The sequence below is a fragment of the Faecalibacterium sp. An121 genome, from assembly GCF_002160915.1.
Classification (GTDB): Bacteria; Bacillota; Clostridia; order Oscillospirales; family Ruminococcaceae; genus Faecalibacterium; species Faecalibacterium avium.
In genome coordinates, this window is the sequence record NZ_NFLM01000001.1 from 1 (window position 1) to 26,538 (window position 26,538).

At 63.7% G+C, this 26,538-nt stretch carries 19 protein-coding genes and 1 tRNA gene; 14 read left to right on the forward strand and 6 right to left on the reverse strand.

The window, feature by feature from the left end:
* Window positions 1-135: 135 nt before the first annotated feature.
* From gdhA to B5E66_RS00015, 3 genes are all read right to left on the reverse strand, one after another.
* Entirely contained in the window at window positions 136-1,488 is a 1,353-nt protein-coding gene (gdhA, locus tag B5E66_RS00005) for an NADP-specific glutamate dehydrogenase (protein ID WP_087227942.1), read from the reverse strand.
* A gap of 331 nt (window positions 1,489-1,819) precedes the next feature.
* Window positions 1,820-2,572: a class I SAM-dependent methyltransferase gene (locus B5E66_RS00010; RefSeq protein WP_087227943.1), complete on the reverse strand. Its 753-nt coding sequence runs from the start codon at window positions 2,570-2,572 to the stop codon at window positions 1,820-1,822.
* A 27-nt stretch (window positions 2,573-2,599) separates the two neighbouring features.
* Window positions 2,600-3,430 (reverse strand): Mrp/NBP35 family ATP-binding protein, encoded by an 831-nt coding sequence (locus tag B5E66_RS00015; protein WP_087227944.1) that lies wholly within the window; start codon window positions 3,428-3,430, stop codon window positions 2,600-2,602.
* A gap of 152 nt (window positions 3,431-3,582) precedes the next feature.
* Between B5E66_RS00015 and B5E66_RS00020 the strand changes: the two genes are divergently transcribed.
* From B5E66_RS00020 to B5E66_RS00035, 4 genes are all read left to right on the forward strand, one after another.
* Window positions 3,583-5,151, forward strand: a complete 1,569-nt coding sequence (locus tag B5E66_RS00020; protein WP_087227945.1) for an oligosaccharide flippase family protein — start codon at window positions 3,583-3,585, stop codon at window positions 5,149-5,151.
* Window positions 5,152-5,249: 98 nt separating this feature from the next.
* The gene (locus B5E66_RS00025; RefSeq protein WP_087227946.1) at window positions 5,250-7,151 is read left to right on the forward strand and encodes a polysaccharide biosynthesis protein; all 1,902 of its coding nucleotides are present in this window, start codon (window positions 5,250-5,252) and stop codon (window positions 7,149-7,151) included.
* 24 nt (window positions 7,152-7,175) lie between these two features.
* Window positions 7,176-8,477, forward strand: a complete 1,302-nt coding sequence (locus tag B5E66_RS00030) for a diaminopimelate decarboxylase family protein (protein ID WP_087228163.1) — start codon at window positions 7,176-7,178, stop codon at window positions 8,475-8,477.
* A gap of 81 nt (window positions 8,478-8,558) precedes the next feature.
* The gene (locus B5E66_RS00035; protein ID WP_087227947.1) at window positions 8,559-8,969 is read left to right on the forward strand and encodes a hypothetical protein; all 411 of its coding nucleotides are present in this window, start codon (window positions 8,559-8,561) and stop codon (window positions 8,967-8,969) included.
* A gap of 73 nt (window positions 8,970-9,042) precedes the next feature.
* Here B5E66_RS00035 and B5E66_RS00040 read toward each other — a convergent pair whose 3' ends face one another.
* Both B5E66_RS00040 and B5E66_RS00045 read right to left on the reverse strand, forming a co-directional pair.
* Window positions 9,043-10,578, reverse strand: coding sequence for a YifB family Mg chelatase-like AAA ATPase (locus tag B5E66_RS00040; protein WP_087227948.1), 1,536 nt, complete (start codon window positions 10,576-10,578; stop codon window positions 9,043-9,045).
* 19 nt (window positions 10,579-10,597) lie between these two features.
* The gene (locus tag B5E66_RS00045; RefSeq protein ID WP_087227949.1) at window positions 10,598-11,584 is read right to left on the reverse strand and encodes an RluA family pseudouridine synthase; all 987 of its coding nucleotides are present in this window, start codon (window positions 11,582-11,584) and stop codon (window positions 10,598-10,600) included.
* A gap of 255 nt (window positions 11,585-11,839) precedes the next feature.
* Here B5E66_RS00045 and B5E66_RS00050 point away from each other — a divergent pair, with 255 nt between their 5' ends.
* The 6 genes from B5E66_RS00050 (at window position 11,840) to B5E66_RS00075 (ending at window position 19,961) form a co-directional block, all read left to right on the forward strand.
* Window positions 11,840-12,571, forward strand: a complete 732-nt coding sequence (locus B5E66_RS00050) for a JAB domain-containing protein (RefSeq protein ID WP_087227950.1) — start codon at window positions 11,840-11,842, stop codon at window positions 12,569-12,571.
* Between the two features lie 193 nt (window positions 12,572-12,764).
* The gene (gene uvrB, locus B5E66_RS00055; RefSeq protein ID WP_087227951.1) at window positions 12,765-14,822 is read left to right on the forward strand and encodes an excinuclease ABC subunit UvrB; all 2,058 of its coding nucleotides are present in this window, start codon (window positions 12,765-12,767) and stop codon (window positions 14,820-14,822) included.
* Window positions 14,776-17,676, forward strand: coding sequence for an excinuclease ABC subunit UvrA (gene uvrA, locus B5E66_RS00060; protein ID WP_446718498.1), 2,901 nt, complete (start codon window positions 14,776-14,778; stop codon window positions 17,674-17,676). The genes uvrB and uvrA overlap by 47 nt, the downstream gene beginning before the upstream one ends.
* A 78-nt stretch (window positions 17,677-17,754) precedes the next feature.
* Window positions 17,755-17,832: transfer RNA gene (locus tag B5E66_RS00065), tRNA-Pro, on the forward strand.
* 67 nt (window positions 17,833-17,899) lie between these two features.
* Window positions 17,900-18,682, forward strand: coding sequence for an NERD domain-containing protein (locus B5E66_RS00070; RefSeq protein ID WP_087227953.1), 783 nt, complete (start codon window positions 17,900-17,902; stop codon window positions 18,680-18,682).
* 226 nt (window positions 18,683-18,908) lie between these two features.
* Window positions 18,909-19,961 carry a hypothetical protein gene (locus tag B5E66_RS00075; protein WP_087227954.1) on the forward strand — a complete coding sequence of 351 codons (1,053 nt, stop codon included), beginning with the start codon at window positions 18,909-18,911 and terminating at the stop codon, window positions 19,959-19,961.
* A 65-nt stretch (window positions 19,962-20,026) separates the two neighbouring features.
* Here B5E66_RS00075 and B5E66_RS00080 read toward each other — a convergent pair whose 3' ends face one another.
* Window positions 20,027-21,052 carry a SpoIID/LytB domain-containing protein gene (locus B5E66_RS00080; RefSeq protein WP_087227955.1) on the reverse strand — a complete coding sequence of 342 codons (1,026 nt, stop codon included), beginning with the start codon at window positions 21,050-21,052 and terminating at the stop codon, window positions 20,027-20,029.
* Window positions 21,053-21,365: 313 nt separating this feature from the next.
* On the opposite strand from B5E66_RS00080, the gene B5E66_RS00085 reads away from it, so the two are divergent.
* The 4 genes from B5E66_RS00085 to B5E66_RS00100 all read left to right on the forward strand — a co-directional run bounded on the left by B5E66_RS00085 (window position 21,366) and on the right by B5E66_RS00100 (window position 26,520).
* On the forward strand, window positions 21,366-22,727 hold the full coding sequence (locus B5E66_RS00085) for a citrate synthase (protein ID WP_087228164.1): 1,362 nt from the start codon (window positions 21,366-21,368) through the stop codon (window positions 22,725-22,727).
* A gap of 3 nt (window positions 22,728-22,730) precedes the next feature.
* Window positions 22,731-23,525, forward strand: coding sequence for a hypothetical protein (locus B5E66_RS00090; protein WP_087227956.1), 795 nt, complete (start codon window positions 22,731-22,733; stop codon window positions 23,523-23,525).
* 174 nt (window positions 23,526-23,699) lie between these two features.
* Window positions 23,700-24,731, forward strand: a complete 1,032-nt coding sequence (gene gap / locus B5E66_RS00095; protein ID WP_087227957.1) for a type I glyceraldehyde-3-phosphate dehydrogenase — start codon at window positions 23,700-23,702, stop codon at window positions 24,729-24,731.
* Window positions 24,732-24,876: 145 nt separating this feature from the next.
* Window positions 24,877-26,520, forward strand: coding sequence for a MutS-related protein (locus B5E66_RS00100; RefSeq protein WP_158098284.1), 1,644 nt, complete (start codon window positions 24,877-24,879; stop codon window positions 26,518-26,520).
* The last annotated feature ends 18 nt before the right edge of the window (window positions 26,521-26,538 follow it).

Consider the following 26,538-nt stretch of genomic DNA (forward strand, 5'->3'; position numbering starts at 1 on the left):
GTATACCTTTCCAAACACCCAAAACGAAGCGGCCCCCGGCTCTGTACAGGCAGAGACAGGGGCCGCTTTTGGCACAAAAACCCCCGGCCTTCTCGCTGGGAGAAAGCCGGGGGCGTTCTGGATGCGGGGACAGACTTAGTAGGTGATGCCCTGGGCCAGCATGGCGGCGGCCACCTTCAGGAAGCCGGCGCAGTTGGCGCCCACCATCAGGTTGCCCTCCTGGCCCACTTCCTTGGAAGCGTCGTAGCTGGCGTGGAAGATGCCCTCCATGATGCCCTTCAGCTTGGCGTCCACTTCCTCAAAGGACCAGCTCAGACGCTCGCTGTTCTGGCTCATCTCCAGACCGGAGGTGGCCACGCCGCCGGCGTTGGTGGCCTTGGCGGGTCCGTACAGCACGCCGTTGGACAGATAGACCTCGATGGCCTCGGGGGTGCTGGGCATATTGGCTCCCTCGCACACCACGGTGCAGCCGTTCTTCACCAGGATCTCAGCGGATGCCTTGTTGATCTCGTTCTGGGTGGCGCAGGGCAGCGCGATGTCGCAGGGGGTCTCCCAGATGCGGGTGCAGTCGGCCACATAGGTGGCGCCGGGGTGGGTCTCGGCGTACTCCTTGATGCGGCCGCGGCGGACCTCCTTCAGATCCTTGACGTAAGCCAGGTCGATGCCGTTGGGGTCGTAGACGTAGCCGTTGGAGTCGCTCATGGTGACCACCTTGCCGCCCAGCTGGGTGGCCTTTTCGCAGGCGTAGATGGCCACGTTGCCCGAGCCGGAGATGACCACCGTCTTGCCGGCAAAGCTGTCATTGCGCATGCACTTGAGAGCCTCGGCGGTGAAGTAGCACAGGCCGTAGCCGGTGGCCTCGGTGCGCACCAGGCTGCCGCCGAAGGTCAGGCCCTTGCCGGTGATCATGCCGCCCTGGAAGCTGTTGGTCAGGCGCTTGTACTGGCCGAACATATAGCCGACCTCGCGGCCGCCCACGCCGATGTCGCCGGCGGGACAGTCGGTGAACTGGCCGATGTGGCGGTACAGCTCGGTCATGAAGCTCTGGCAGAACCGCATGACTTCCATATCGCTCTTGCCCTTGGGGTCAAAGTCGGAACCGCCCTTGCCGCCGCCCATGGGCAGGGTGGTCAGGCTGTTCTTGAAGATCTGCTCAAAGCCCAGGAATTTCAGGATGCTCTGGTTGACCGAGGGATGGAACCGCAGGCCGCCCTTGTAGGGGCCGATGGCGCTGTTGAACTGCACGCGGTAGCCGCGGTTGACCTGCACCTTGCCCTGGTCGTCCACCCAGGGCACACGGAAGGTGATGATCCGCTCGGGCTCCACCAGCCGCTCGATCAGGCCGGCCTTCTCGTATTCGGGGTGCTTTTCCACCAGGGGCTGGATGCTCTCCAGCACCTCGATGACCGCCTGCAAAAACTCAGGCTCGTGGGCGTTGCGCTGTGCCAGGCCCTCATAGACCCGCTTCAGGTATTCATTCGTCAGCATTGCATTTGCTCTCCTTTCCCAGATGCAGGGCATACAAAACGCAGCTCCTGTGCACTTGACAGAAGCTGCCCTGTGCACGTCCTTGTGCGTTGCATCCCCGATTCTTACACCAGACTTTGCGTGAAAGCTGGCCGTTCCCTCTTGCAAGGTACTTTATTATTATAAAGCATTTGGAAAAAGTTTTCAATAGAAAATCTGTCTCCCGGATTAAAAAAACAGAATAAAATGCAAAACCACTTCACAAAAGCAAAAATGGAACCCAAAAAGAAAAGTCTGCTTCACAATGTAAAGCAGACTTTGGGCAGGACGGGAAGTTGGAAAGCCGGCGCGGTCACAGGGGCTTGACGGCCCGCACGGCGATGAAACAGGGGATGCCCATTTCATGCAGGCGGCCGGCGCCGTTGGTGTCCTCGTAGAGGGCGGTAAGGCAGAAGCCCGCGGCCAGCTGGCCGCCCAGCTGCTCCTCCATGGTGTGGGAGAACTGGACGCCGCCGTCGTTTTCCTGCAGCTCACGCATCTGGTCGGGGTTTTTCAGAGGATTAAAGGGGAGGCTGTTGACCACCCGCTCCTCGGCCTCGTCCACCGTGTAGCCGAAACCGTTGTCGTAGCCCCCCAGCAGCGCCCCGCCGGGCTTGAGCACCCGGTAGCACTCCCGGAAAATGGGCTCCACCTTCTCCACATAGCAGTTGGAGACGGGATGGAAGATCAGATCGAAGCTGTCATCCGGAAAGGGGAGGGGCTTTGTCATATCGGCCCGCACGATTTGGACCGCATAGCCCTCCCGCCGGGCCACCATCCGCTCGCTTTCCAGCTGCTTTTCGGAGTAGTCCAGTACGGTGCACTCGGCCCCCAGCGCCGTCAGAATGGGGATCTGCTGGCCTCCGCCGCTGGCAAGGCCCAGCACCTTTTTGCCCCGCAGGTCGCCGAACCAGTCGTGAGGGACCGGTTTGGTGGGGGTCAAAAGCAGGTCCCAACGGCCTTCCAGCGCGTCGGCGTACTGCTGGTGGGTGATGGGGATGCCCCATTCCCAGCCGGTCTCCACCCAGCGGTCGATAGCCTGGGCGTTTATGCTTTGGTAGTCCATAGGGACCCTCCTTTCCGTGAGGCGGCTTTACTTGAGCAGGCCTTCCACTGCGTCGGCGGCGCCCTCCAGGACCTGGCCGCCGTAGGCCTCGATCCGGCCTGCGTCCGCCAGCTGGGCCAGCTGGGGATCGATGGGCATTTTGGACAGGACCTTCAGGCCATGCTTGGCGGCGATCTCATCCACATGGCTGTCCCCGAACAGGGAGATGTGTTTGCCGCAGTCGGGGCAGACCAGGTAGCTCATGTTTTCCACGATGCCCAGAATGGGAATGTTCATCATCTGGGCCATGTTGACCGCCTTGGCCACGATCATGCTGACCAGCTCCTGGGGGCTGGCCACCACGATGATGCCGTCCACCGGCAGGCTCTGGAAAACGGTCAGGGGCACGTCGCCGGTGCCCGGGGGCATATCCACAAAGAGGAAATCGACGTCCTTCCAGACCACGTCGGTCCAGAACTGCTTGACCGCCCCGGCAATGACCGGGCCGCGCCAGACCACAGGGTCCTCCTCGTTCTCGACCAGCAGGTTGATGCTCATGACGTCGATGCCCATCCGGCTCTGGATGGGCCAGCAGCCCTGGCTGTCGGCCATGGCCCGGCCATGGATGCCGAACAGCTTGGGGATGGACGGGCCGGTGATGTCGGCGTCCAGGATGCCGCAGCGGTAGCCGCGGCGGCGCATGGCGCAGGCCAGCAGGGCGCTGGTCATGCTCTTGCCGACGCCGCCCTTGCCGGACACCACGCCGATGACCTTTTTGACGCTGCTGTTGGGGTTGGGCGCCTCATGCTGGGGCGCCTGCTGCCGGGAAGGGCAGTCCGCCCCGCAGCTGGAACAATCATGGGTGCATTCTTGGCTCATTCTCTCATGCGCCCGCAGATGGTGGGCGCTACCTCCTGTTCAATTTGGTATGATGGCTTGCCACATTATAATAGCACAAACCCGGGCGAGATACAAGGCGGGGCATACCCGGGCCAAAGCCGGCATACCTTGTCAGGAAGGAGGGATGCGCCGTGCGGCAGAGTTATCTCAAAAATGCGGCCCTGCTGACCGTGTCCGACGTGGCCTTGCGGCTGGCGGGCATGGGGCTGCGGATCTATCTGGCCAACGCCCTGGGAGGCGAGGGGATGGGACTATACCAGCTGGTGCTGGCGGTCTATTCGCTGTTCGTCACCCTGGCTACGTCGGGGGTGTCGGTGGCCTCCACCCGGCTGATGGCCGAGGAGATGGCCTGCAGCCGCCCCCGGGCCCGCGGGATGCTGACCCGGCTGTGCGGTGTGGCCCTGGCGCTGGGACTGGCGGCCATGGCGGGGCAGTGGTGCCTGGCCGGTCCGGCGGCCCGGTGGTGGTTGGGGGATGTGCGCGGGGCCAAAGCCCTGCGTGCGGCCGCCCTGGGGATGCCCTTTATGGCAGTGGCGTCGGTGCTGCGCGGCTTTTTTATCGCCCGTGGGCAGGTGGGACCCAACGTGGCCAGCCAGCTGGCCGAACAGGCGTTCCGCATCGGGGTGATGGTGGCCGCCCTGGAGGCCACCGAAGGGCTGGACGTGGGGACCCGGTGCGCGGTGGTGCTGGGGGCCACGGCGGCAGGGGAGGCCCTGTCGGCCGCCCTGATGGCCGTATTCTGCCGGCGCGACGCCCCGGAAGCCTTTGGCCATGACCGGGCGCAGGCTCCACAGGCCGCAGGGCGCCGCATCTGGGAGATCTTCTGGCCGGTGGAGGGAGGCCGGTGCCTGGCCAGCGCCCTGCACACCGCCGAGAATATGCTGGTGCCCGCCTGCCTGGCGGTCTACCTGGGACAGCGCAGCACAGCCCTGGCCCAGTACGGCACCCTGAAAGGGATGGCCCTGCCGCTGGTCAACTTCCCCTTTGGGCTGCTGGGCAGCCTGGGGGTGCTGCTGATGCCCGAGATCACCCGGGCCCATATCCGGGCAAACCGGCCCCGTCTGACAAGCCTGCTGCGGAGGATGCTGCGTCTGACCGTCTATTTTTCGGCCTTTGTGGGGATGGTCTTCTGGGTGTGGGGACAGCCTTTGGGCCTTGTGCTGTACGGCAGCCGGGAGGCGGGGGCCTATTTGGAGATCCTGGCACCGGCCCTGCCGCTGCTCTACCTGGAAAGCATGGTGGACAACGCCATGAAGGGGATCGGGGAGCAGCGGGCGGCTTTCCGGTACAGCGTGTGGGACTCGATGCTGCGGATCGGGGCGGTGGTCCTGCTGCTGCCCCGGCAGGGGATGCGGGGGTTTTTGCTGGTGATCCTGCTGTCCAGCCTGTTCACCTGCGCGGCCAACACCCGGCGGCTGCTGGCTGCGGCGGGCATCCGGGTGGAGCTGGCCCGCTGGCTGGCAGGGCCGCTTGGGGCGGCGGCCGCCGCCGGGGCCGCGGGCTGGGGGCTGCGCCGGGCGCTGGCCCCCCTTCTGTCCGCCGGGCAGGGGATGCAGCTGCTGGCTTTGGCCCTGGGCGGGGCGGGCATGGGGGCGGTGTGTCTGGCCGCCGGCTGGCCCTTCGGACTGGGGGCCGAGATACGGGCGGCCTGCCGCGGCGGAAGAAACGCTGAAAGTTCTGGACACAGCCGGGAAAACTGAGTATAATATAAGATGTTTATCTGCGGGGGACGGTCTGGCCGGCGGCCCGCAGACAGCAATAAACGGCGCTGAGCCGCCGGAGAATAAGAGGACGTATCTTGAAAAAGGAAACCAAACGCAAGGGGTCGATCTTGCTGCGGCGGGCGCTGCTGTTCTTGATCGATCTTTTGATCGTATGCTTCAGTTTTTATCTCGGGCTGCTGCTGCGCGCCGACGGTGCGCCGGACGTGGATATCTGGTGGCCCCACAACCTGGCTCTGCTGTACGAGAACCTGCCCTGGATCGCGGCGCTGTATATGCTGTCCTTCGCGGCGGGGGGCCTGTACTCCATCCTGTGGAAGTATGCCGGCGAACGGGATCTGATCCGCCTGTGCGTGATGGTGGCGGTGCCCACGGTGGCGGTGTATTTCGTCAACCGCCTGTTCGTCCATGGCGTGCTGTTCAACTCGGCCAACTGCATCGCGGCGGTGTTCATCCTGCTGTTCGTGGGCGGGCTGCGGCTGGCCTGGCGGCTGTTTTTGGACCATCCTCTTGGGGCGGCCCTGCGGGGCGTGCCCACCAACGACCCCAACCGTCCCATGCTGATCGTGGGCGCGGGGGAGGCCGGCGCCTGGGCCATCAACGTGTGCAAATCCAACAAGACCTATGGCCGCCCGGTGGTGGTGGCGGACGACGCCCCCGAAAAGCTGAACAAGACCATCCACGGGGTGCCGGTCAAGGGCACCCTGGAGGATATCCCCGAGCTGTGCACCCGCTACAACATCTATGGCATCATCATCGCCATCCCCACGCTGCGGGGCAGCCGTCTGAACCACGTCATCGACCTGTGCATCTCCACCCACTGCAAGGTGCAGGTCCTCAGCGACCCCCAGTCGGTGGGCACGGGCAGCGCCCCCCAGCAGGCGTTCCGTGAGCTGAACACCGCCGATTTCCTCTCCCGGGACGAGGTCACCTTGGACACCGAGAAGATCAGCGGCTACCTGAAGGACAAGGTGGTGCTGGTGACGGGGGGCGGCGGCAGCATCGGCAGCGAACTGTGCCGCCAGGTGATGCGCTTCGGCCCGGCCCGTCTGCTGATCTTTGACATCTATGAAAACTGCGCCTATGAGCTGCAGATGGAATTGCAGCGCAAGTACGGCCGCCAGGCCCCCATCGAGGTGCTGATCGGCTCGATCCGGGACAAAGAGCGGCTGGACGAGGTGTTTGAGACCTACCACCCCCAGGTGGTGTTCCATGCGGCGGCCCACAAGCATGTGCCGCTGATGGAAGTCAGCCCCGCCGAGGCGGTGAAAAACAACGTCATGGGCACCAAGAACCTGCTGACCAGCGCCAGCGAGCATCATGTGGAGCGGCTGGTGCAGCTGTCCACCGACAAGGCAGTCAACCCCACCAGCGTCATGGGCTGCACCAAGCGCATCTGCGAAATGCTGATCCAGACCTTTGCCCAGCACACCGAGATGAAATGCGTGGCGGTCCGCTTTGGCAATGTGCTGGGCAGCCACGGCAGCGTGATCCCGCTGTTTGAAGCCCAGATCAAGCAGGGCGGCCCGGTGACTCTGACCGACGAGAACATCGAGCGCTATTTCATGACCATCCCCGAGGCGGCCCAGCTGGTGCTGCAGGCCGGAGCCCTGGCCGAGAGCGGCAGCATCTATGTGCTGGATATGGGCAAGCCGGTCAAGATCATCGACCTGGCCCGGCAGCTGATCCGCTTTTACGGCTATGAGCCGGGGGTCAACATGGAGATCAAGGTGGTGGGCCTGCGCCCCGGCGAAAAGCTGTATGAGGAGCTGATGATGGACGAGGAGCAGGACAAGATGCGCCGCACCGAGCACAACAAGATCTTTGTGGCGCCTCCCCGGGACATCAAGCTGGACGTGTTCTACCAGCAGCTGCAGGATCTGTTCCAGGCTGCCGAACACAACGATGAAAAGGTCGTGCAGCAGCTGCAGAAGATGATCCCCACCTTTACGCCGGTGCGGGAACAACTGAAAAAATAAAGACGAGAGGGATGTCGATTTATGATGGACAAGAAACCGTTCCTGACCGAGGCGCAGGCCCAGCAGATCCTGCAGGACGTGCCCACACCCTTCCACATTTACGATGAAAAGGGCATCCGGGAGAACGCCCGCCGCATCAACGAGGCGTTCAGCTGGAACAAGGGCTTCAGGGAATACTTTGCGGTCAAGGCCCTGCCCAACCCCTATATCCTGCAGATCCTGCGGGAGGAGGGCTGCGGGGTGGACTGCTCCTCCTTCACCGAGCTGATGCTCAGCGAGGCGGTGGGCTTTGCGGGGGAGGAGATCATGTTCTCCTCCAACCAGACCCCCAGCGAGGATATGAAGAAGGCCGCCCAGCTGGGGGCCTACATCAACCTGGACGACGCCACTATGGTGGACTTCCTGGACCGTGTGGCCGGCGTGCCCGAGACGGTGTTCTGCCGCTACAATCCCGGCGGCACCTTCAGCCTGGGCGAGAGCGAGGAGGGCTTCCAGGTGATGGACCGGCCCGGCGAGGCCAAGTACGGTATGACCGAGGAGCAGATGGCGGACAGCTTCCGCCGTCTGAAGGCCAAGGGCGCCCGGACGTTCGGCATCCACGCGTTCCTGGCTTCCAACACCATCTCGGATGAGTATTATCCCCAGCTGGCGGCCATCCTGTTCCGGCTGGCGGTGCGCCTGTCCAAAGCGGCGGACGTCCATATCAAGTATATCAACCTGTCGGGAGGCGTGGGCATCCCCTACCGTCCCGGCCAGCCCGAAAACAACATCTACGCCATTGGCGAAGGGGTGCGCCGCCAGTTCGAGGAGATCCTGGTGCCGGCGGGCATGGGGGATGTGGCCATCTTCACCGAGATGGGCCGGTTCATGACCGGGCCTTACGGCGCCCTGGTGTCCACCGCCATCCACGAAAAGCACATCTACAAGGAGTACATCGGTCTGGACGCCTGCGCGGCCAACCTGATGCGCCCGGCCATGTACGGGGCCTACCACCACATCACGGTGCTGGGCAAGGAGGACGCCCCCTGCGACCACACATACGATGTGGTGGGCGGTCTGTGCGAGAACAACGACAAATTTGCGGTGGACCGGATGCTGCCCCGGATCGACATCGGGGACCTTATCTACATCCACGATACCGGCGCCCACGGCTCGGCCATGGGCTACAACTACAACGGCAAGCTGCGCAGCGCCGAGGTGCTGCTGTGCACCGACGGCGAACACCGCCTGATCCGCCGGGCCGAGACCCCCCAGGACTACTTTGCCACTCTGGATTTCACCCCCTTCTACAAGGAGATGTTCCCCGGCGAGGACGAAAAGAAGTAACCTGGGCTTATCGGAAAAGTCCTCCGGCTGCCCGGTCGTTGGGACCCGGCAGGTACACCATCAGGCAACGAGGCGAGAGAGATGTTTTTTGGTTTTCAGCTGACCTGCGGCATGATGCTGCTCTATTATGGCTACACGGTGATGAAAAATCCCCGGGTCTGGGGCGACCAGGGGCGCAACGCCATCAAGCCCGAAAACTTTGCCGAATATGCCCGGCAGAACGGCCTGTTCTTTATGAAAGCGGGGTTCGTCATCTGCATTGTGGGTGCCCTGGACGCCCTGGGCTGGCTGGACGGGCTGCTGTATGTGCTGCTGTATGTCTTTGGACTGGCCTTTGCCTTTGTGCCCCTGAGCCGCTGGTGCAAGGAACATGAGGGCCACGCCTGGCCCTGGCGCCATGTGGAGAGCGAGAAAAAGCGGATCCGCCGCCTGCGCAGAGAGCAGGAAGAACAGCAGGCCGGAGAGGACCCGGAAGGCCCTTCCCAAACATAACAAGCATAACAAGATAAGGCCCTTTCCCATACGGGAAAGGGCCTTTTTGTTTGCTGACGCAGGAGCGGGCGGCTCAGAAGTTTTCCTGGGGACGGTATTGCAGCGCCTCCAGCAGGGCGTTCACCTCGATCTGTTCGGTGCCGGCCAGGTCGGCGATGGTGCGGGCCACCCGCAGGATGCGGTCGTGGCTGCGGGCGGACAGCCCCAGCCGGTCAAAAGACTTCTTCAGCAGCTGGTCGGCGTCGGGCTCCATCTGGCATACCTCGCGCACCTGGCTGGCGGACAGGCGGGCGTTGCAGGGAACGTTCTGGTAGCCCAGGGCTTCGAACCGCTCGGCCTGGATCTGGCGGGCGGCCAGGACCTGCTGGCGCATCTCGGCGCTGCTTGTCTGCTGGCCCGTGCCATGAAGCTCGCTGTAAGAGATGGGGGCCATCTGGACGTACAGATCGATGCGGTCCAGCAGGGGACCCGACACACGGCTGCGGTACTGCTGCACCGCGCGCGCAGAACAGGTGCAGGGCCGGGTGGGATGGCCGAAGTAGCCGCACCTACAGGGATTCATGGCGGCCACCAGCTGGAAGTGGCTGGGATAGGTGGCGCTGCCCGCCGCCCGGCTGATGGTGATCTGCCCGTCTTCGAGGGGCTGGCGCAGCACTTCCAGGCTTTCCCGGGGAAATTCGGGCAGCTCGTCCAAAAACAGTACGCCCGCATTGGCCAGGCTGCACTCACCCGGACGGAACTGGCTGCCGCCTCCGGCCAGGGCTGCCGGGCTGGCCGAGTGGTGGGGACTGCGGAAAGGCCGGGTGGTGATCAGGCCGCTGCCCCGGGGCAAAAGGCCCGCCACCGAATAGATCTTGGCCGTCTCGACCGACTCCTCCCGGGTGAGGGGCGGCAGGATGCCGGGCAGGCGTTTGGCCAGCATCGACTTGCCGGTGCCGGGCGCGCCGATCATCAGGACATTGTGGCCCCCGGCGGCGGCCACCACCATGGCCCGGCGGGCCATATCCTGTCCCAGCACATCGGCAAAGTCGGGGCAGGCGTCCGGGCCGCTGTCCGGCACAAAGGGGATGGCCTCGGTGGGCGGGATGAGCGTCTCGCCTTCCAGCGCCTCCACCACCTGGGTGACCGTCTGGGCGGGGTAAACGCACATCCCGGTGCTGCCGCAGGCCTCGGCGGCCTCCGCGGCATTGTCAGCGGGCAGATAGAGGGCCTGCACCCCGGCCTCGGCGGCGGCCAGGGCCATGGGCAGCACCCCGGCCACGGGCCGCAGGGAACCGTCCAGGGCCACCTCCCCCAGAAAGGCGGTGCCGGGGGAGGGGACACGGATCTGGCGTGAAGCGGCCAGCACCGCCAGAAGCAGGGGCAGGTCGTAGACGGGACCGGTCTTGCGGACATCGGCGGGGGCCAGGTTGACCGTCACCCGGCCTGCGGGCCAGCGGTAATGCAGGTTGCGTGCGGCTGCCCGCACCCGGTCGGCGCTCTCCCGCACCGCCGAGTCGGGCAGTCCCACGATGGCAAAGGCGTCCATCCCCAGACAGACGTCCGCCTCCACCACCACCTTGAATCCTTGCAGGCCGTTCAGGCCAAAACTTTGCAATACAGCGTACATGGGTGCCCCTTTCTGCCGGTCAGTCCGGCTGTTTGGAATGGTCGAGGGCGTCGAACTGCCCCAGGATCTGGGGATCTTTCAGTTTGATGACCTTGCCGGTGAGGTAATGCAGGGTGTTTTCTTTGGGAATATCCAGAAAGCTGATCCGCACGGCGCACAGCGCCTGGGTGCGGGCGCCGGCACGCTGGTTGGCTTTGCGGTTGCCGTATTTGATGTCCCCCAGTACGGGCCGGCCCAGGTAGGCCAGGTGGGCCCGGATCTGATGGGTGCGCCCGGTGACCAGGCCGATCCGGCACAGGGCGTACGGCCCGGCGGTGCGCAGCACGTCCACGTCGGTGACGATCTGCTTGCGGCGGCCCGCCTGGTCGGGGTGGGCGTGTATGCTGACCTTGTTGGCTTTTTCGTCGTGCTCCCACCAGGCCGTGAAGCGGCCCCGGGGCGGGATGCCCACCGTGATGGTGTAATACTCCTTCTTCAGCCGGTCGGTGCGTATGATCTCGTTCATGTCGCGCAGGGCGGCATAATTTTTGGCCGCGATCACCAGGCCCTCGGTGCCGCGGTCCAGCCGGTTGCACAGGGCGGGGGCAAAGCGGTTTTCCCCGCCGGGAAGGTATTCCCCCTTGCCGGCCAGATACTGGGTGAAGGCGTCCACCAGGTTGGCGTCCCCGGTGCGGTCGCTGTGGCACAGCAGATGGGCGGGCTTGTAGAGGACGGCGATGTTTTCGTCCTCGTACACCACCTGCACGCTGGGCTGGCGTGTCCTGGGAGGTTTGGCGGGGCGGGGAGCCGCCGTCCCGGACGGGAAAAACTCGTCGTTGATGTACAGCTGCACCAGATCCCCGGCGGCCAGCCGGTCCTCGGGGGCGGCCCGTTTGCCGTTGACCTTGATCCGCTTGTTGCGGAAGCTCTTGTACAGCAGGCTGGTGGGCAGCCCCACCGTCACACTCTGGACGAAGCGGGACAGCCGCACCCCCGCGTCGTTGGATGTTGCGGTAAATTCTTTCATGGGCATTCTCCTCATTGATTTAAGTCCATGATAAACGATTTTCGCCCCTGCGTCAACGGGCAGAACGGATCTGGGACGCCAAAATGTTGCAGCATCCGACCGAAAGCGCTTTCGGGAAGAGGCTTTCAGGAAAATTTGCCCGGAGGGCTTGAGTTTTTGCACAAAGAAAAGTATCCTTATAGTACAGGACGGTTGAGAGAACCGATCGAACGGGCGCGCTGCGCAGGCAGCCGCCTGAGGAAGGAGCAGGAAATTATGGCTGGCAAAAAACAAATCCATGCAGGGCACCGCCAGCGGATGCATGACCGTGTGAGCCAATATGGGCTGGAGAGTCTGGCCGAACATGAGGTGCTGGAATATCTGCTGTACTTTACCAACGCCCAACGGAACACCAACCCCATCGCCCATGCGCTGTTGGAGCAGTTCGGGGATCTGGCAGGGGTGCTGGAGGCGACCGAGGCGGAGCTATGCCAGGTGGAAGGGGTCGGCCCCGCCAGCGCCAGGCTGCTGCATCTGCTTCCCCAGGTCTGCACGTGTTACAACCGCAGCCGGACCAACGACCGCCGCAAGCTGCAGACGGTGGAACAGATGGGCAGCTACATGATGAACCGTTTCCGCGGCCTGAACAAGGAACGGGTGCTGCTGGTCTGCCTGGACAAAAACCGCCGCATCACCAATACCTCCTGGCTCAACGCCGGCAAGGACGATCAGGTGGACCTGCCCGTACAGGAGGCCATCGCGCAGGCGGTGCGGATGCGGGCCTGCAACGTCCTCATCTGCCACAACCACCCCAACGGCAACGTGCTGCCCTCCCGGCAGGACATCGAGGCCACCGCAGAGCTGGCCCGGGGAATGTACCTGGTGGGGGTGCGGCTGCTGGATCATATCATCGTCACCGAGAATGAGTTCATCTCCCTGCGCCAGCGCAACGAAATGTCCGACCCCGGCGGGATCAAGCTGGATCTGTTCGCCCCCCGGGAAGTATAACGTCTGCCCGGGCCGGAAACGCCGGCCCGCTGGCTTTGCGCGCCCTGCCGCTGCCCGCCTTTGACAGGCTGGCCGGCAGGTTTTCTTTTAAAAGCCACTGTACATAATAAAACAAATGTGGTATAATCTGAGACGATTACACAACTATTGATTGTTAAAACCGGGTAAAAGCACCCTGAGGGAGGGATGCGTTATGGAAGAAAGACCATTCAAACTGGTGTCGCCTTATCAGCCCACCGGCGACCAGCCCGAGGCCATCCAGCAGCTGGTGGCGGGGGTGCAGCGGGGGGACCGCTGCCAGACCCTGCTGGGCGTCACCGGCAGCGGCAAGACCTTTACCATGGCCAACGTCATTGCCCAATGCAACCGGCCTACCCTGGTGCTGGCCCACAACAAGACGCTGGCCGCCCAGCTGTGCACCGAGTTCCGGGCCTTTTTCCCTGAGAATGCGGTGGAGTATTTCGTATCCTACTACGATTACTACCAGCCCGAGGCCTATATCCCCAGCACCGACACCTATATCGAAAAGGACAGCGCCATCAACGATGAGATCGACCGCCTGCGCCACTCGGCGACGGCGGCTTTGTCTGAGCGGCGGGATGTGATCATCGTGGCGTCGGTGTCCTGCATCTACTCCCTGGGCGACCCCATCGACTACCGCAGTATGGTCATCAGCCTGCGGCCGGGCATGGAGATGAGCCGGGAGGAGCTGTGCCGCCGTCTGGTAAACCTGCAATATGAGCGCAACGACGTGAACTTTGTGCGAAATAAGTTCCGCGTGCGGGGAGACACGGTGGACATCTACCTGGCCTATATGAGCGAGCTGGCCATCAAGGTGGAGTTTTTCGGGGACGAGATCGACCGCATCACCGAGTTCAACCCCGTCACCGGCGCCCGGCAGAACGTCGTCAAGCATGTGGCCATCTTCCCGGCCAGCCACTATATCGTCAGCGCCGAGAAGAAGGCCGCCGCCATCGAAAAGATCCGGGCCGAATGCGACAGCCAGGTCAGGCAGTTCACCGCCCAGGGCAAGCTGATCGAGGCCCAGCGGATCGCCCAGCGCACCAGCTACGACATCGAGATGCTCAACGAGGTGGGGGTGTGCAAGGGGATCGAGAACTATTCGGCGGTGCTGTCGGGGCGCGCTCCGGGCAGTATGCCCACCACCCTGCTGGATTATTTCCCCAAGGATTTTTTGCTGTTCGTGGACGAGAGCCACGTCACCCTGCCCCAGGTGCGGGCCATGTACGGCGGGGACTACGCCCGCAAAAAGACCCTGGTGGAGTACGGCTTCCGGCTGCCCTCCGCCTTTGACAACCGCCCCCTCAAGTTCGAGGAGGTGGAGAGCAAGCTGAACCAGATGATCTTCGTCTCGGCTACTCCCGGACCGTATGAGCAGGCCCACAGCACCCAGGTGGCCCAGCAGGTGATCCGGCCCACCGGCCTGCTGGATCCGCCCATCTCGGTGCGTCCGGTGGAGGGCCAGGTGACCGACCTGCTGGGGGAGATCAACGCCCGCACCGCCCGGGGCGAGCGGGTGCTGGTGACCACCCTGACCAAAAAGATGGCCGAGGATCTGACCGATTACCTGACCGACCAGGGGGTCAAGGTGAAATATATGCACCATGAGGTGGACACCTTCGAGCGGATGGAGCTGATCCGGGACCTGCGGCTGGGCACCATCGACGTCATCGTGGGCATCAATCTGCTGCGGGAAGGCCTGGACCTGCCCGAGGTCAGCCTGGTGGCCATTCTGGATGCAGACAAGGAGGGTTTCCTGCGCAGCGAGACCAGCCTGATCCAGACCATCGGCCGGGCGGCCCGCAACGCCGACGGCCTGGTGATCATGTACGCCGATACCGTCACCGACAGCATGGAGCGGGCCATCACCGAGACCGAGCGCCGCCGCGCCATCCAGATGGCTTACAACGAGGCCCATGGCATCGTGCCCCGGACCATCGTCAAGGAGATCCGGGACTCCATCGAGATCAGCGACAAGGCCGAGAATGCCAAAGCCGGCACCCGCCGCATGGGCAAGAAGGAGCGGGAGGCCGCCATCGAGCGTTTGACCCGCGAGATGAAGGAGGCTGCAAAGCTGCTGGAATTCGAGCACGCGGCCTTCCTGCGGGACCAGATCGACCGGCTGCGCCGGGGCGAGAACCCCACCGTGGACTCGGACGCCGAGGCCGAGCGCCGCGCAAACCATGCACAGACACAGAGAAAGGGACGAAAACATTTTGGCAAACGATAAGATCGTCATCAAGGGCGCCCGGGAGCACAACCTGAAAAACGTCAGCCTCACCCTTCCCCGGGAAAAGTTCATCGTTATGACCGGGCTGTCGGGGTCGGGCAAGTCCAGCCTGGCGTTCGACACCATCTATGCCGACGGCCAGCGCCGCTATGTGGAGAGCCTGTCCAGCTACGCCCGGATGTTCCTGGGCCGGATGGACAAGCCCGATGTGGACGAGATCACCGGCCTGTCGCCGGCCATCTCCATCGACCAGAAGACCACCAGCCACAACCCCCGCTCCACCGTGGGCACCGTCACCGAGATCTACGATTACCTGCGCCTGCTGTACGCCCGCATCGGCGTGCCCCACTGCCCGGTCTGCGGCAGGGTGATCAGCCAGCAGAGCGTGGATGAAATGGTGGACGCGGTGCTCAAGCTGGAGGAGGGCACCCGCTTCCAGGTGCTGGCCCCGGTGGTGCGCCAGCGCAAGGGCACCCAGCAGAAAGAGCTGGAGGCTGCCCGGCGGGCCGGCTATACCCGCGTCAAAGTGGATGGGAACCTCTACGACCTGGACGAGGAGATCACCCTGGAAAAGAACATCAAGCACACCGTGGAGGTGGTGGTGGACCGGCTGGTGATCCGCAAGGGGGTGCGCAGCCGCCTGGCTGACAGCCTGGAAACCGCCCTGAGCCTGACCGGCGGGGTGGCCGAGGTGGAGGTGATCGGGGGCGAGACCATGACCTTCAGCCAGAATTTCGCCTGCCCCGAACACGGTGTGTCCATCAGCGAACTGACCCCGCGGCTGTTCTCCTTCAACAATCCCCAGGGCGCCTGCGATACCTGCACCGGCCTCGGCATTTTTATGAAGGTGGACGAGGACCGCATCATCCCCAACCGCAGCCTGTCCATCCGGCAGGGGGCCATCAAGGCCAGCGGCTGGTACTATGCCGAGGGATCGGTGAGCGAGATGTACTACAAGGCCCTGGGCAAGCGGTACGGCTTCACCCTGGATACCCCCATCCGGGACTTCAGCACCGAGGCCCTGAACGCCCTGCTCTACGGCACCAACGGCGAAAAGCTGGAGCTGCACCGCACCAACGAGTTTGGCAGCGGCAAATATATGGCGGCCTTTGAGGGGATCGTGGAGAACCTGGAGCGCCGCTTCCGGGACACCGGCAGCGAGTGGATGAAAGAGGAGATCGCCGGGGTGATGTCGGGGGTCAAATGCCCCGCCTGCCAGGGGCAGCGGCTCAAGCCGGTGGTGCTGGCCGTGACGGTGGGGGATATCAACATCAGCCAGTTCTGCGAAATGTCCATCCGGGAGGAGCTGGCCTTCATCCGGGCCAACGAGGACAAGCTGACCGAAAAGCAGCGCCAGATCGGCGGGCAGATCCTGAAGGAGATCCGCACCCGTCTGGAGTTTTTGCAGAGCGTGGGGCTGGATTACCTGACCCTGGCCCGCTCGGCGGGCACCCTGTCGGGCGGCGAGAGCCAGCGCATCCGGCTGACCACCCAGATCGGCAGCGCCCTGTCGGGGGTGCTGTATGTGCTGGATGAGCCCAGCATCGGCCTGCACCAGCGGGACAACGACAAGCTGATCGACACCCTCAAGCATCTGCGGGATCTGGGCAACACGGTGATCGTGGTGGAGCACGACGAGGACACCATCCGGGCCGCCGACTACATCGTGGACGTGGGTCCGGGGGCAGGCGTACACGGGGGCGAGATCGTGGCCGCCGGCAAGGTCAAGGATATCTGCAAGGCCAAGCGCAGCGTCACGGGAGATTACCTTTCGGGGCGCAAGCGGATCCCGGTGCCCGCATCCCGCCGCACCGGCAGCGGGCACGTCCTGCGGGTGAACGGCGCCCGGGAGAACAATTTGCAGGACATCACGGTGGATTTCCCGCTGGGCACCTTCACCTGTGTCACCGGCATCTCGGGCTCGGGCAAGTCCAGCCTGGTGAATGAGATCCTCTACAAGACCCTGGCCGGCGAGCTGAACGGCGCCCGCACCCGTCCCGGCAAGAGCGACGGCGTGGACGGGCTGGACTATGTGGACAAGGTGATCGGCATCGACCAGCAGCCCATCGGGCGGACGCCCCGTTCCAACCCGGCTACCTACACCGGGGTGTTCAACGACATACGGGCGGTGTTTGCCCAGACCCAGGACGCCAAGATGCGGGGATATGGGCCGGGACGGTTCAGTTTCAACGTCAAGGGCGGCCGGTGCGAGGCCTGCGAGGGCAACGGCATTTTGCAGATCGAGATGCATTTTCTGCCCGACGTCTATGTTCCCTGCGAGGTGTGCAAGGGGGCCCGCTACAACCGGGAGACCCTGGAGGTCAAGTACAAGGAAAAGACCATTGCCGACGTGCTGAACATGACGGTGGAGGAAGCCGTGGTCTTTTTTGCCAACCAGCCCAAGATCGCCCGCAAATTGCAGACTTTGCTGGATGTGGGCCTGGGCTATGTCACCCTGGGTCAGAGCGCCACCACCCTGTCGGGCGGCGAAGCCCAGCGGGTCAAGCTGGCCAATGAGCTGGCCCGCCGCTCCACCGGCAAGACGGTGTATATCCTGGACGAGCCCACCACCGGGCTCCACATCGCCGACGTGCACCGGCTGATCGAAGTGCTGCAAAAGCTGGTGGACGCGGGCAATACGGTGATCGTCATCGAGCACAACCTGGACCTGATCAAATGCGCCGACCATATCATCGACCTGGGCCCCGAGGGGGGCGCGGTCGGCGGCAGGATCGTGGCCACAGGCACCCCTGAACAGGTGGCCGCCGTGCCGGACAGCTTTACCGGGCAGTACCTGCGCCCCCTGCTGGAGCGGGACCGGGAAGCCCGGGCCGGCGGGCCGGAAGAAATTTGAAAAAAGCTGTTGACAAACCACCGGCTTCTGAGTATAATATTGTTCGTCGCCCCGGTTCGGACGGGCCGGGGCAGATATCCGGGTGTAGCGCAGTTTTGGTAGCGCGCTTGAATGGGGTTCAAGAGGCCGTGAGTTCGATTCTCGCCACTCGGACCAGAAGCCGGGCTGTATTTCGCAGGAAATACAGCCCGGCTTTTTCGTTGTGGAAAAGGAGGGAACGGGTATGGATTGGTTTTGGGCGCTGCGGGCCCGGCTGGGGCTGGACCCGGCGGTCAACAAGGGGATCGAAGGGGAGGACGCAGTGGCCGGGAAGCTGGCCGAGAAAGGCTGGTTCCGGGTCAAGGGGCTGTGCCTGCGCAACCTCTATCTGCCCGCGGGGCAGGAGGGGACCGCCGAGATCGACCTGGCCTATCTGACCCGCCGGGGGATCTATGTGATCGAAAGCAAGAATTACAGCGGCTGGATCTTTGGCCGGGAGGAAGAGGCGGAGTGGGTGCTATCGGTGTATGCCGGCAGGGACTGGCTGGGCCGCATCAAGACCGAAAAACATCCCTTTTACAATCCGCTGTGGCAGAACCGGGGGCACATCCGCGCTCTGGAAGCGCTGACCGGCCCCGATGTGCCCCTTTGGTCGGTGGTGGTGTTCCCGGGCCGGTGCCATCTGGCCGATGTGGAGTGGGACAGCGAAGATACCCAGGTCTGCCTGCTGGAACAGCTGCCCCGCGCCCTGCGCCGGATGGGGCGGCGGACCCTCAGCCGGGGGCAGGTGCGGCGCCTGTACGAGCAGCTGCAGCCCTACACCCGGGCCAGCTGGGGGGAGAAAAAGGCCCACATCCGGCAGGTGCGTCGGCTCGAAAAGGCCCGGGCCCGGGACGGCGGCCCGGGGCGCTGCCCCTGGTGCGGCGGGGCGCTGGTGCTGCGAACGGCCCGCCGGGGCAGCCAGGCCGGACGGCAGTTCTACGGCTGCATCCATTATCCGGACTGCACCTATACACAGGAACTTTGAAGCGAAAAACCATGCGCCTGCCCTTTGGGGCGGGCGCTTTTGGCTGTAAGGCTGTCAACCCCCCGGAGCGCAGAAATAAAAGGTAAAAAATTGTAAAGTATACACAAATTTAAAGGTAATACTATGGGGTAATTGCGAAAATATGGTGAAAGTTTGCCCTCGAACTATTTACAAAAAGGTAACAGACGCGCTAAAATAGAGACACAATCGTTGATCGGAAGGGAAGATGGCAAACGTGCAAACACAGAACCGATGGCGCCGCCGCATGGCCGCGCTGATGCTGACCGTGATGCTGCTGGTGCCCTGTATGCCCCGGGCCCTGGCAGCCGATCTGAGCGTAGACGCAGGGTTTTATCTCAAGCAGAGCCGCAGCGGCACCTGCACCCTGACCGCCGCCGCCATGATGCTGCGCCGCCGCGCCTATCTGGACGGCCTGGCCGACTGGGTGGACGTGACCGAAAACAGCGTCCGGCCGCAAGCCTGGGCCAACGGCCTTTCCCACAGCTTTACATACAAGGCCATGAAGGTGCGCTATGCCACCCTGCCCGCCGACCAGGGCGCCAAGACCCAGGCCCTCATCGACCTGCTGGCGGCCCATCCCGAAGGCATCGTCCTGTATGACCGCAGCCAGCCCCACGCCATCCTTCTGACCGATTACACCAACGGTGTGTTCTATTGCTCCGACCCGGCGGGCAACATCACGGCCGGGCGGGTACCCATCGACAGCGCCAGCGTGTCCATTGCGGGTTCCTCCTGCTACTGGTACATCGCTGAGGACCAGAACGCCGCCTCCGCCGCAGCCCAGAGCATCGAGCTGCAGCTGGTGGGGGTGACCTATCCCGTCAACGTCCACACCGGTTCGGGCCTGAGCCTGAACGGCGCCGTGTCGGCCTCCAGCGGCAGCACCCTCACCGAGGTGGCGGTGCTGATCGAGGACACCGCCGGCAACACCGTCATGAGCGCTTCCGCCAGCTTGACCGGCACGGAATCCAGCTGGTCTTTGCAGCAGGTGGACGATCAGATCCGGTTCGGCACCCTGCCCGCCGGCAGCTACACCTACCTGATCATCGCGGAGGACGCCGCAGGGGACAGCCTGTGCTTTGCCAGCAGCTTTACCGTTTCGGACGGCCCGACCGCCGACGGCTGCTACTGGTCGGTGCAGGACCCCGAGGGGGCCATGCTGCAGCAGGAAGCCCCTGCCGCACAGGAGCCCGCAGCGGAAAGCTCGCTGGGCAGCCAGGTGGCCGCCTTCCTTGAGGGTCTGGGCAGCCTTTTCTGAGAGCCAAACAAACCATGAAGCGGCCCCGGCGCTGTCTGACTACGCCGGGGCCTCTTTTTCTTCCATCATTCCTCCCGGATGACGGTGCCGGGGAAGTAATGGGCCAGGATCTCCTGCCAGCTGCTGCCCTGCTGGGCCATGGCTCTGGCGCCCCATTGGCTCATGCCCACCCCGTGGCCGTAGCCCCGCGTGGTGATGGAAAAGTCGTCCCCCTGCAGCTGGATGGAAAAGCAGGCGCTGCGCAGCCCCAGAGCGGCCCGCAGCCGGGTGCCCTCCACCATTTGCCCGCAGACCGGCAGGGAGGCTACATAGCCCGACGGGGTGTAGCTGGCCGCGCCGAACCAGGCGGAGGGGTCGATGCCGGCGGTCTGGATGCCCAGAGCCGACGCCAGGGCCGCGCTGACCTGCTGGGCCGACAGCTGCACCGTCACTTCATAGCCGTCGGCCTGCCGGTCGGAACTGCTGTCCACTGCGGTCAGGTAGGGCAGGGGAGCATCCCAGACGTTCTCGCTGGCCTCGGTCTGGCCGTTGGAGATGGCAAAGTAACTGGCCCCCGCCGGGGCTCCGTCGTAGTACAGCACCGCCCCCGCCACCTGGTCGATGAGGGCGGACAGGCGGGCGTAGTTTTCGGCGTAGGCGGTGCCCCAGTAGCTGCGCAGCACCGGGTCGGTCAGACAGCCCTGCCGCCGGGCAGGGTCTACCGTCAGCCAGGGGCCTTCGGCATCGGCCCGGTGGTCCCGGCAGTAGAGGATGTAGCTGTGGCTGGCCACGGCCTGGGCTTTCAGGGCCTCGTCGGGCCAGCTGACGGGCATCTCGGAGGCCACCGCCCCGATCAGGTAATCCCGCATGGAGAGGGTGAGATCCTGGCCGCTGTCCTGGTCCCGGAGCAGCACCTGCTGATCCGTGCTGCCGGACGGGGCCAGCCCTCCGAGGCTGCCCGGTTCCAGGGAGGAAGCCTGCGCCTGGGAGGAGGCCGGGGAAACGGGGGCGGCAGTGCCCAGCAGCCTGCGGGCCAGCAGATAGCCTGCCAGGGGCAGGGCGCTGCCCAGCGCCAGCAGGAGGGCGAATAAAAGAGCGATGGCTTTTTTCATGCCGAAACAGCCTCCTTTGGGGGTAAGGGATGGTCAGAATCAGGATACCACCGCCCCGGCGCAAGAAAGGACGAAACCCGCCCTGCGCTCAGAAAGGAAATATGAGGAGAGTGTGAATAAAGTCGGAACTTTTGCTCTGCATGGAGGGTTCGGACGGTTTTGACTTGAATTTACTTAACAAAAGCGATATTATAGGACCATCTACCACATTTTCGGAAAGGAGATCTGGTATACTGTTACAGAGGAGTTTGGAATCGAAAGACCGCGGGCCGGGGGCCTGCCGGGAACTTTGGAAGGGAAGGGATATGCCATGATGAACACCAATGTGGGAAACCATGACCACGAGGCCATGAAAGGGCTCTGTGAGGAGTACCTGGCCAATAACTACATCGACCCCGAGACCAGTGAGCGGCTGGGGGTCAAACGGGGATTGCGCAACCCGGATGGCACCGGTGTGCTGGCCGGCCTGACCAACGTCTGTGACGTTGTGGGTTACCGCAAGGACCAGGAGGGGCACATCATCCCCATCCCCGGTCGGCTGATCTACCGCGGGGTGAACATCAATGAGATCGTGGACGAAGCCTACCGCAACGACCGCTTCGTCTTTGAAGAAGTGATCTGGCTGCTGCTGTTCGGCAGCCTGCCCACCAAGGCGCAGCTGGACTCGTTCTGCAACATCCTGGCCGAGCACCGGGCCCTGCCCGACGGCTTCATGGACACCATGAACGCACCTTCGCCCAACATCATGAACAAGATGCAGCGCTGTGTGCTGGGCATGTACTCCTACGACGAGAACCCGGAGGACCTGAGCCTGGAGAACCTGCTGCACCAGAGCATCACCCTGATCGGCTGTATGCCCACCATGATGGTCAACGCCTACCAGATGAAGCGCCGGGTCTACGACAAGCAGAGTATGTTCTTCCATCTGCCCCAGCCCGGCCACTGCACCGCAGAGCACATCCTGAGCACCTACCGCCCGGACCAGAAGTTCACCCATGAGGAAGCCAAGCTTCTGGATACCTGCCTGCTGCTGCACGCAGACCACGGCGGCGGCAACTGTTCCACTTTCTCTACCCGCGTGGTGTCCTCTTCCGGATCGGACACCTATTCCGCCATCGCGGCGGGCATCGGCGCCCTCAAAGGCCCCAAGCACGGCGGCGCCAACCTGCAGGTCAACCGGCAGCTGAAGGATATCCTGGCCCACGTGGAGGACCCCGACGACGATGAGGAAGTGCGGGAATACCTGCGCCGCATCCTGCGCAAGCAGGCCGGGGACGGCAGCGGCCTGATCTACGGCATGGGCCACGCGGTGTACACCATCAGCGACCCCCGTGAGGTGATCCTGAAAGAGCGCGCCCGCCACCTGGCCTATGAGAAGGGCTTTGAAAAAGAGTACAATATGCTGTGCAGCGTCGAGCGGCTGGCCCCCGCCATCTTTGCGGAGGAAAAGGGCAGCTCCAAGCCTGTGTGCGCCAACGTGGACCTGTTCAGCGGCCTGATCTACCAGATGCTGGGCATCTCGGAGGACCTGTACACCCCGTTGTTCGCCATCGCCCGTCTGCCGGGCTGGTGCGCCCACCGCATTGAGGAAGTCATCTTCGCCAACCGGATCATCCGCCCGGCTTACAAGTACCTGGGCGTCCGGCAGCGCTATAAGCCCCTGGAGGAGCGGTAAGCCATGCAGAAACGTGTCGTCGGCTGTCTGGCGGCGGGGGCAGCGCTGGGAGCGGCCCGCTTTGCCGACCTGGCCCTGTGGACCGACCGTGACACCGGCCTTGTGACTGCGGGCTGGGTGGGATGGCGGTATCTGGCCCTGTTCGCATTTGTGGCGGCGGTGCTGCTGGTGTCCTGGCGGGGCAGCTGGCAGGCCGGGCCTGTGGTCCGGCCCGGGGGCCGGGTGCCGGCCGGGGCGCTGGATGTGTCCGCCGCCCTTGCCGCCCTTTGTATGCTGGAACAGGCGGTCGGGAGCTTTGTCCAGGCCGAAGGGGGCGCCAGCCTCGTCCGCGGGGCGCTGGCCGTGGTGTGCGCCCTCTGGCTGGCTGCCCTGGACTGGTACTGGCTGACAAACCGCAGGGAAAGCCCCGCCGCCCCGCCGCCCTGGATGGCCTGGCTGGGTGTGGCGGGCAGCCTGGTGTTCGTGTGGGATATCCTGCGCAGCTTTATGACCAACGGCTCGAGCTGGCACCGGGTGGCACAGACGGCGGCGGTGTGGCAGCAGCTGGCTGCTTTGCTGCTGCTGTCCGCTTTGCTCCGGGCCGTCTGCCTGCCCGGAGAGCCCAACCCCCGGGCGGTGGGGCGCTATGGGCTGCTGGCGTTCGGGCTGTGCCTGTGCTGGCAGCTGCCCCAGTGCATCCTGCTGCCGGGCGGCCCCGGAGACTGGGCCCTGTGCGCTTTGGGGCTGCTGGGAGGGCTGTGCGCCGTGCTCTGCGCGGGGCCGGGACTGGAAAAACGGGGCAGCCACGCGGCTGACTGAATCAACAAAAATACCAAAAAATCCTGAACAAAATCAGCCAGAATCTATAAAAACAAAAATCCGCTCGTTATTTCTTTGTCGGACACTTGCAGGTTTCGCAATTTTGTTCTATAATAAAGACACCGTGAAATTTATCCGGATTCCAAGGGTAAAAATTTTAGGAGGTACTATACAATGGCTGTAAGAGTTGCTATCAATGGTTTTGGCCGCATTGGCCGTCTGGCTTTCCGTCAGATGTTCGACGCTGAGGGCTACGAGGTCGTCGCGATCAACGACCTGACCAGCCCCAAGATGCTGGCCCACCTGCTGAAGTACGACACCGCTCAGGGCTCCTTCTGCGGCAAGATCGGCGAGAACAAGCACACCGTTTCTTCCACCGAGGACTCCATCGTCGTTGATGGCAAGGAGATCAAGATCTACGCCATTAAGGACGCAAAGGACTGCCCCTGGGGCGAGCTGAACGTTGATGTCGTGCTGGAGTGCACCGGCTTCTACACCAGCAAGGAGAAGAGCATGGCTCACATCGCTGCCGGCGCCAAGAAGGTCGTCATCTCCGCTCCTGCCGGCAACGACCTGAAGACCATCGTCTACTCGGTCAACGAGAAGACCCTGACCAAGGAAGATCAGGTCATCTCCGCTGCTTCCTGCACCACCAACTGCCTGGCTCCCATGGCTGATACCCTGAACAAGACCTATCCCGTCGTCTCCGGCATCATGACCACCGTGCATGCTTACACCGGCGACCAGATGATCCTGGACGGCCCCCAGCGCAAGGGCGACCTGCGCCGCGCTCGTGCCGGCGCTCAGAACATCGTGCCCAACAGCACCGGCGCTGCCAAGGCCATCGGCCTGGTCATCCCCGAGCTGAACGGCAAGCTGATCGGCTCTGCCCAGCGTGTGCCCGTTCCCACCGGCTCCACCACCATCCTGGTGGCTGTCGTCAAGGGCAAGGACGTCACCAAGGAGTCCATCAACGCCGCTATGAAGGCTGCCGCTTCTGAGTCCTTCGGCTACAACGAGGATCAGATCGTTTCTTCCGATGTCATCGGCATGCGTTACGGCTCTCTGTTCGACGCTACCCAGACCATGGTCGCCAAGATCGACGATGACACCTATCAGGTTCAGGTCGTGTCCTGGTACGACAACGAGAACAGCTACACCTCTCAGATGGTCCGCACCATCAAGTACTTCGCTGAGAACTGCTAAGTACGGAGGGTACTCCAAAGACCTAATCAGGGCCGCAGCCTTTCGGGGCTGCGGCCCTTTTTGGTCGGCGCACTGGACAAGCGGCCTGCAAAAGTGGTTTAATAGGATTGTATCCAACAAGATCCCCAGAGGGAGGCGAGCCGTTATGTCTGATATCACCCGGGAGAGCGGGCGGGGCAGTTTCCGCCTGCTGTATCCGCCCGATGTGCCGGCGCGGGGAGCGCCTTTGCCCGACGCGGGCTTTTTCCACACCCTGCAGATCGACCAGATGGTGTCGGTGCGCAGAGAGAGCTGGCGCGGCCTGCCCGACCTGCGGCTGGAACAGTTTTACGCCGCCGACCCGGCGGTGCTGGCCTGGCGGCTGGACGTGGTGGCCGATTTGGTGGACAGCGAAGCCCTGCGCAGCCTGCTGCAGGATGCGCTGCCCATGCTGCGGGACGCCGCCGAGATGCGCAAGGTGCTGAACAGTTCCTCCTCCACGGTGGAGAGCAGCCTGGCCTCGGTGCGGTATCTGGAGATCTATCTGGAGCTGGTGGAGCTGTTCCACGCCCGGCTGGCGGCGGCGCAGATCCACAGCGACGGTTTTGCGGCCCTGCGAAACGAGGTGGAGGCCCGGCGCAGCAGCCGGGATTACCAGACCCTGAGCCGCCAGCTGGAACAGACCCAATACCAGATCGGCCATGTCAAGAGCATCGCACTGGGGGTCAACCTGGACGGTACCCTGCGGGTGACCGATGTGGGGGTGCTGTCCATCAACACCGAAAAATACCGCCAGGGCAGCGTGCTGGACAAGCTGCTGGGCCGGGACAAGGCCGGCCCCATGGTGTGCATCTCGGGCTTTGCCAACCTGGCCAAGACCGCCCGGGAGGAGGAAAAACACGCCCTGGACCAGGCGGTCTGCCGGGCGCTGGACACCGCCTTTGCAAAGACCATCCGGAGCTGGGAGCCGGTGATCGACCAGTATTTCCGGGACGAGACTGCTTTCTTCATCGGGCTGCTGGACGATTTTCGATTTTTGTCGGCGGCGGTCAGCTTTTTGCTGCAGCTCCGGGCGCTGGGGTGCCCCTTGTGCCGCCCGGAGATCCGCCCCATGGAGGAAAAGGCCCTGCGGCTGAAGGATGTCTGCAACCCCATGCTGGCCCTGCGCACCGAGGGCCAGGGCCCGGTGGTGTCCAACGATTTCGGCTACGACGAGAAGGGCCGTTTCTATCTGGTCACAGGTCCCAACCACGGAGGCAAGTCCATCTTCTGCTACTCGGTGGGGATGGCCCAGGCCCTGTTCCAGCTGGGGCTGCTGGTGCCGGCCCGGGAGGCCGTCATGAGCCCGGTGCACTGTATCTATACCCATTTCCCCACGTCGGATGAGGACAACTACGGCAAGGGCCGGCTGGAGAGCGAATGCGCCCGGATGAGCCAGATCCTGCGGCAGCTGCAGGGGGATGACCTGCTGCTGATGGACGAGAGTTTCAGTTCCACCAGCCTGCTGGAAGGCAGCTACATCGCGGGAGAAGTGCTGTCGGCCATCGCGGTGCTGGGCTGCGGCGGGGTGTATGTCACCCATATCCATGAGCTGACCCAGCAGGTGGACCGGTTCAACGCCGTGCCGGGGCGCACCGGCTGCATCGACAACCTGGTGGCCCAGATGGAAAACGTAGCCGATGGCACCCGCAGCTACCGGGTGCTCCGCACCACCCCCGACGGCCTGAGCTATGCCAAGGACATTGCGCGCAAATACGGCCTGAGCCAGGAGGAGATCCTGGCAGAACACGGCATCCGCCTGCCGGACTGACGGGACATAAAATGGACC

What these genes read in the sequence shown, in the direction of transcription:
- gdhA (WP_087227942.1), bottom strand. Translation starts at nt 1,488, where the DNA reads ATGCTGACGAATGAATACCTGAAGCGGGTCTATGAGGGCCTGGCACAG.
- B5E66_RS00010 (WP_087227943.1), bottom strand. Translation starts at nt 2,572, where the DNA reads ATGGACTACCAAAGCATAAACGCCCAGGCTATCGACCGCTGGGTGGAG.
- B5E66_RS00015 (WP_087227944.1), bottom strand. Translation starts at nt 3,430, where the DNA reads ATGAGCCAAGAATGCACCCATGATTGTTCCAGCTGCGGGGCGGACTGC.
- B5E66_RS00030 (WP_087228163.1), top strand. Translation starts at nt 7,176, where the DNA reads ATGGACAAGAAACCGTTCCTGACCGAGGCGCAGGCCCAGCAGATCCTG.
- B5E66_RS00035 (WP_087227947.1), top strand. Translation starts at nt 8,559, where the DNA reads ATGTTTTTTGGTTTTCAGCTGACCTGCGGCATGATGCTGCTCTATTAT.
- B5E66_RS00040 (WP_087227948.1), bottom strand. Translation starts at nt 10,578, where the DNA reads ATGTACGCTGTATTGCAAAGTTTTGGCCTGAACGGCCTGCAAGGATTC.
- B5E66_RS00045 (WP_087227949.1), bottom strand. Translation starts at nt 11,584, where the DNA reads ATGAAAGAATTTACCGCAACATCCAACGACGCGGGGGTGCGGCTGTCC.
- B5E66_RS00050 (WP_087227950.1), top strand. Translation starts at nt 11,840, where the DNA reads ATGGCTGGCAAAAAACAAATCCATGCAGGGCACCGCCAGCGGATGCAT.
- uvrB (WP_087227951.1), top strand. Translation starts at nt 12,765, where the DNA reads ATGGAAGAAAGACCATTCAAACTGGTGTCGCCTTATCAGCCCACCGGC.
- uvrA (WP_446718498.1), top strand. Translation starts at nt 14,776, where the DNA reads ATGCACAGACACAGAGAAAGGGACGAAAACATTTTGGCAAACGATAAG.
- B5E66_RS00070 (WP_087227953.1), top strand. Translation starts at nt 17,900, where the DNA reads ATGGATTGGTTTTGGGCGCTGCGGGCCCGGCTGGGGCTGGACCCGGCG.
- B5E66_RS00075 (WP_087227954.1), top strand. Translation starts at nt 18,909, where the DNA reads ATGGCAAACGTGCAAACACAGAACCGATGGCGCCGCCGCATGGCCGCG.
- B5E66_RS00080 (WP_087227955.1), bottom strand. Translation starts at nt 21,052, where the DNA reads ATGAAAAAAGCCATCGCTCTTTTATTCGCCCTCCTGCTGGCGCTGGGC.
- B5E66_RS00085 (WP_087228164.1), top strand. Translation starts at nt 21,366, where the DNA reads ATGAACACCAATGTGGGAAACCATGACCACGAGGCCATGAAAGGGCTC.
- B5E66_RS00090 (WP_087227956.1), top strand. Translation starts at nt 22,731, where the DNA reads ATGCAGAAACGTGTCGTCGGCTGTCTGGCGGCGGGGGCAGCGCTGGGA.
- gap (WP_087227957.1), top strand. Translation starts at nt 23,700, where the DNA reads ATGGCTGTAAGAGTTGCTATCAATGGTTTTGGCCGCATTGGCCGTCTG.
- B5E66_RS00100 (WP_158098284.1), top strand. Translation starts at nt 24,877, where the DNA reads ATGTCTGATATCACCCGGGAGAGCGGGCGGGGCAGTTTCCGCCTGCTG.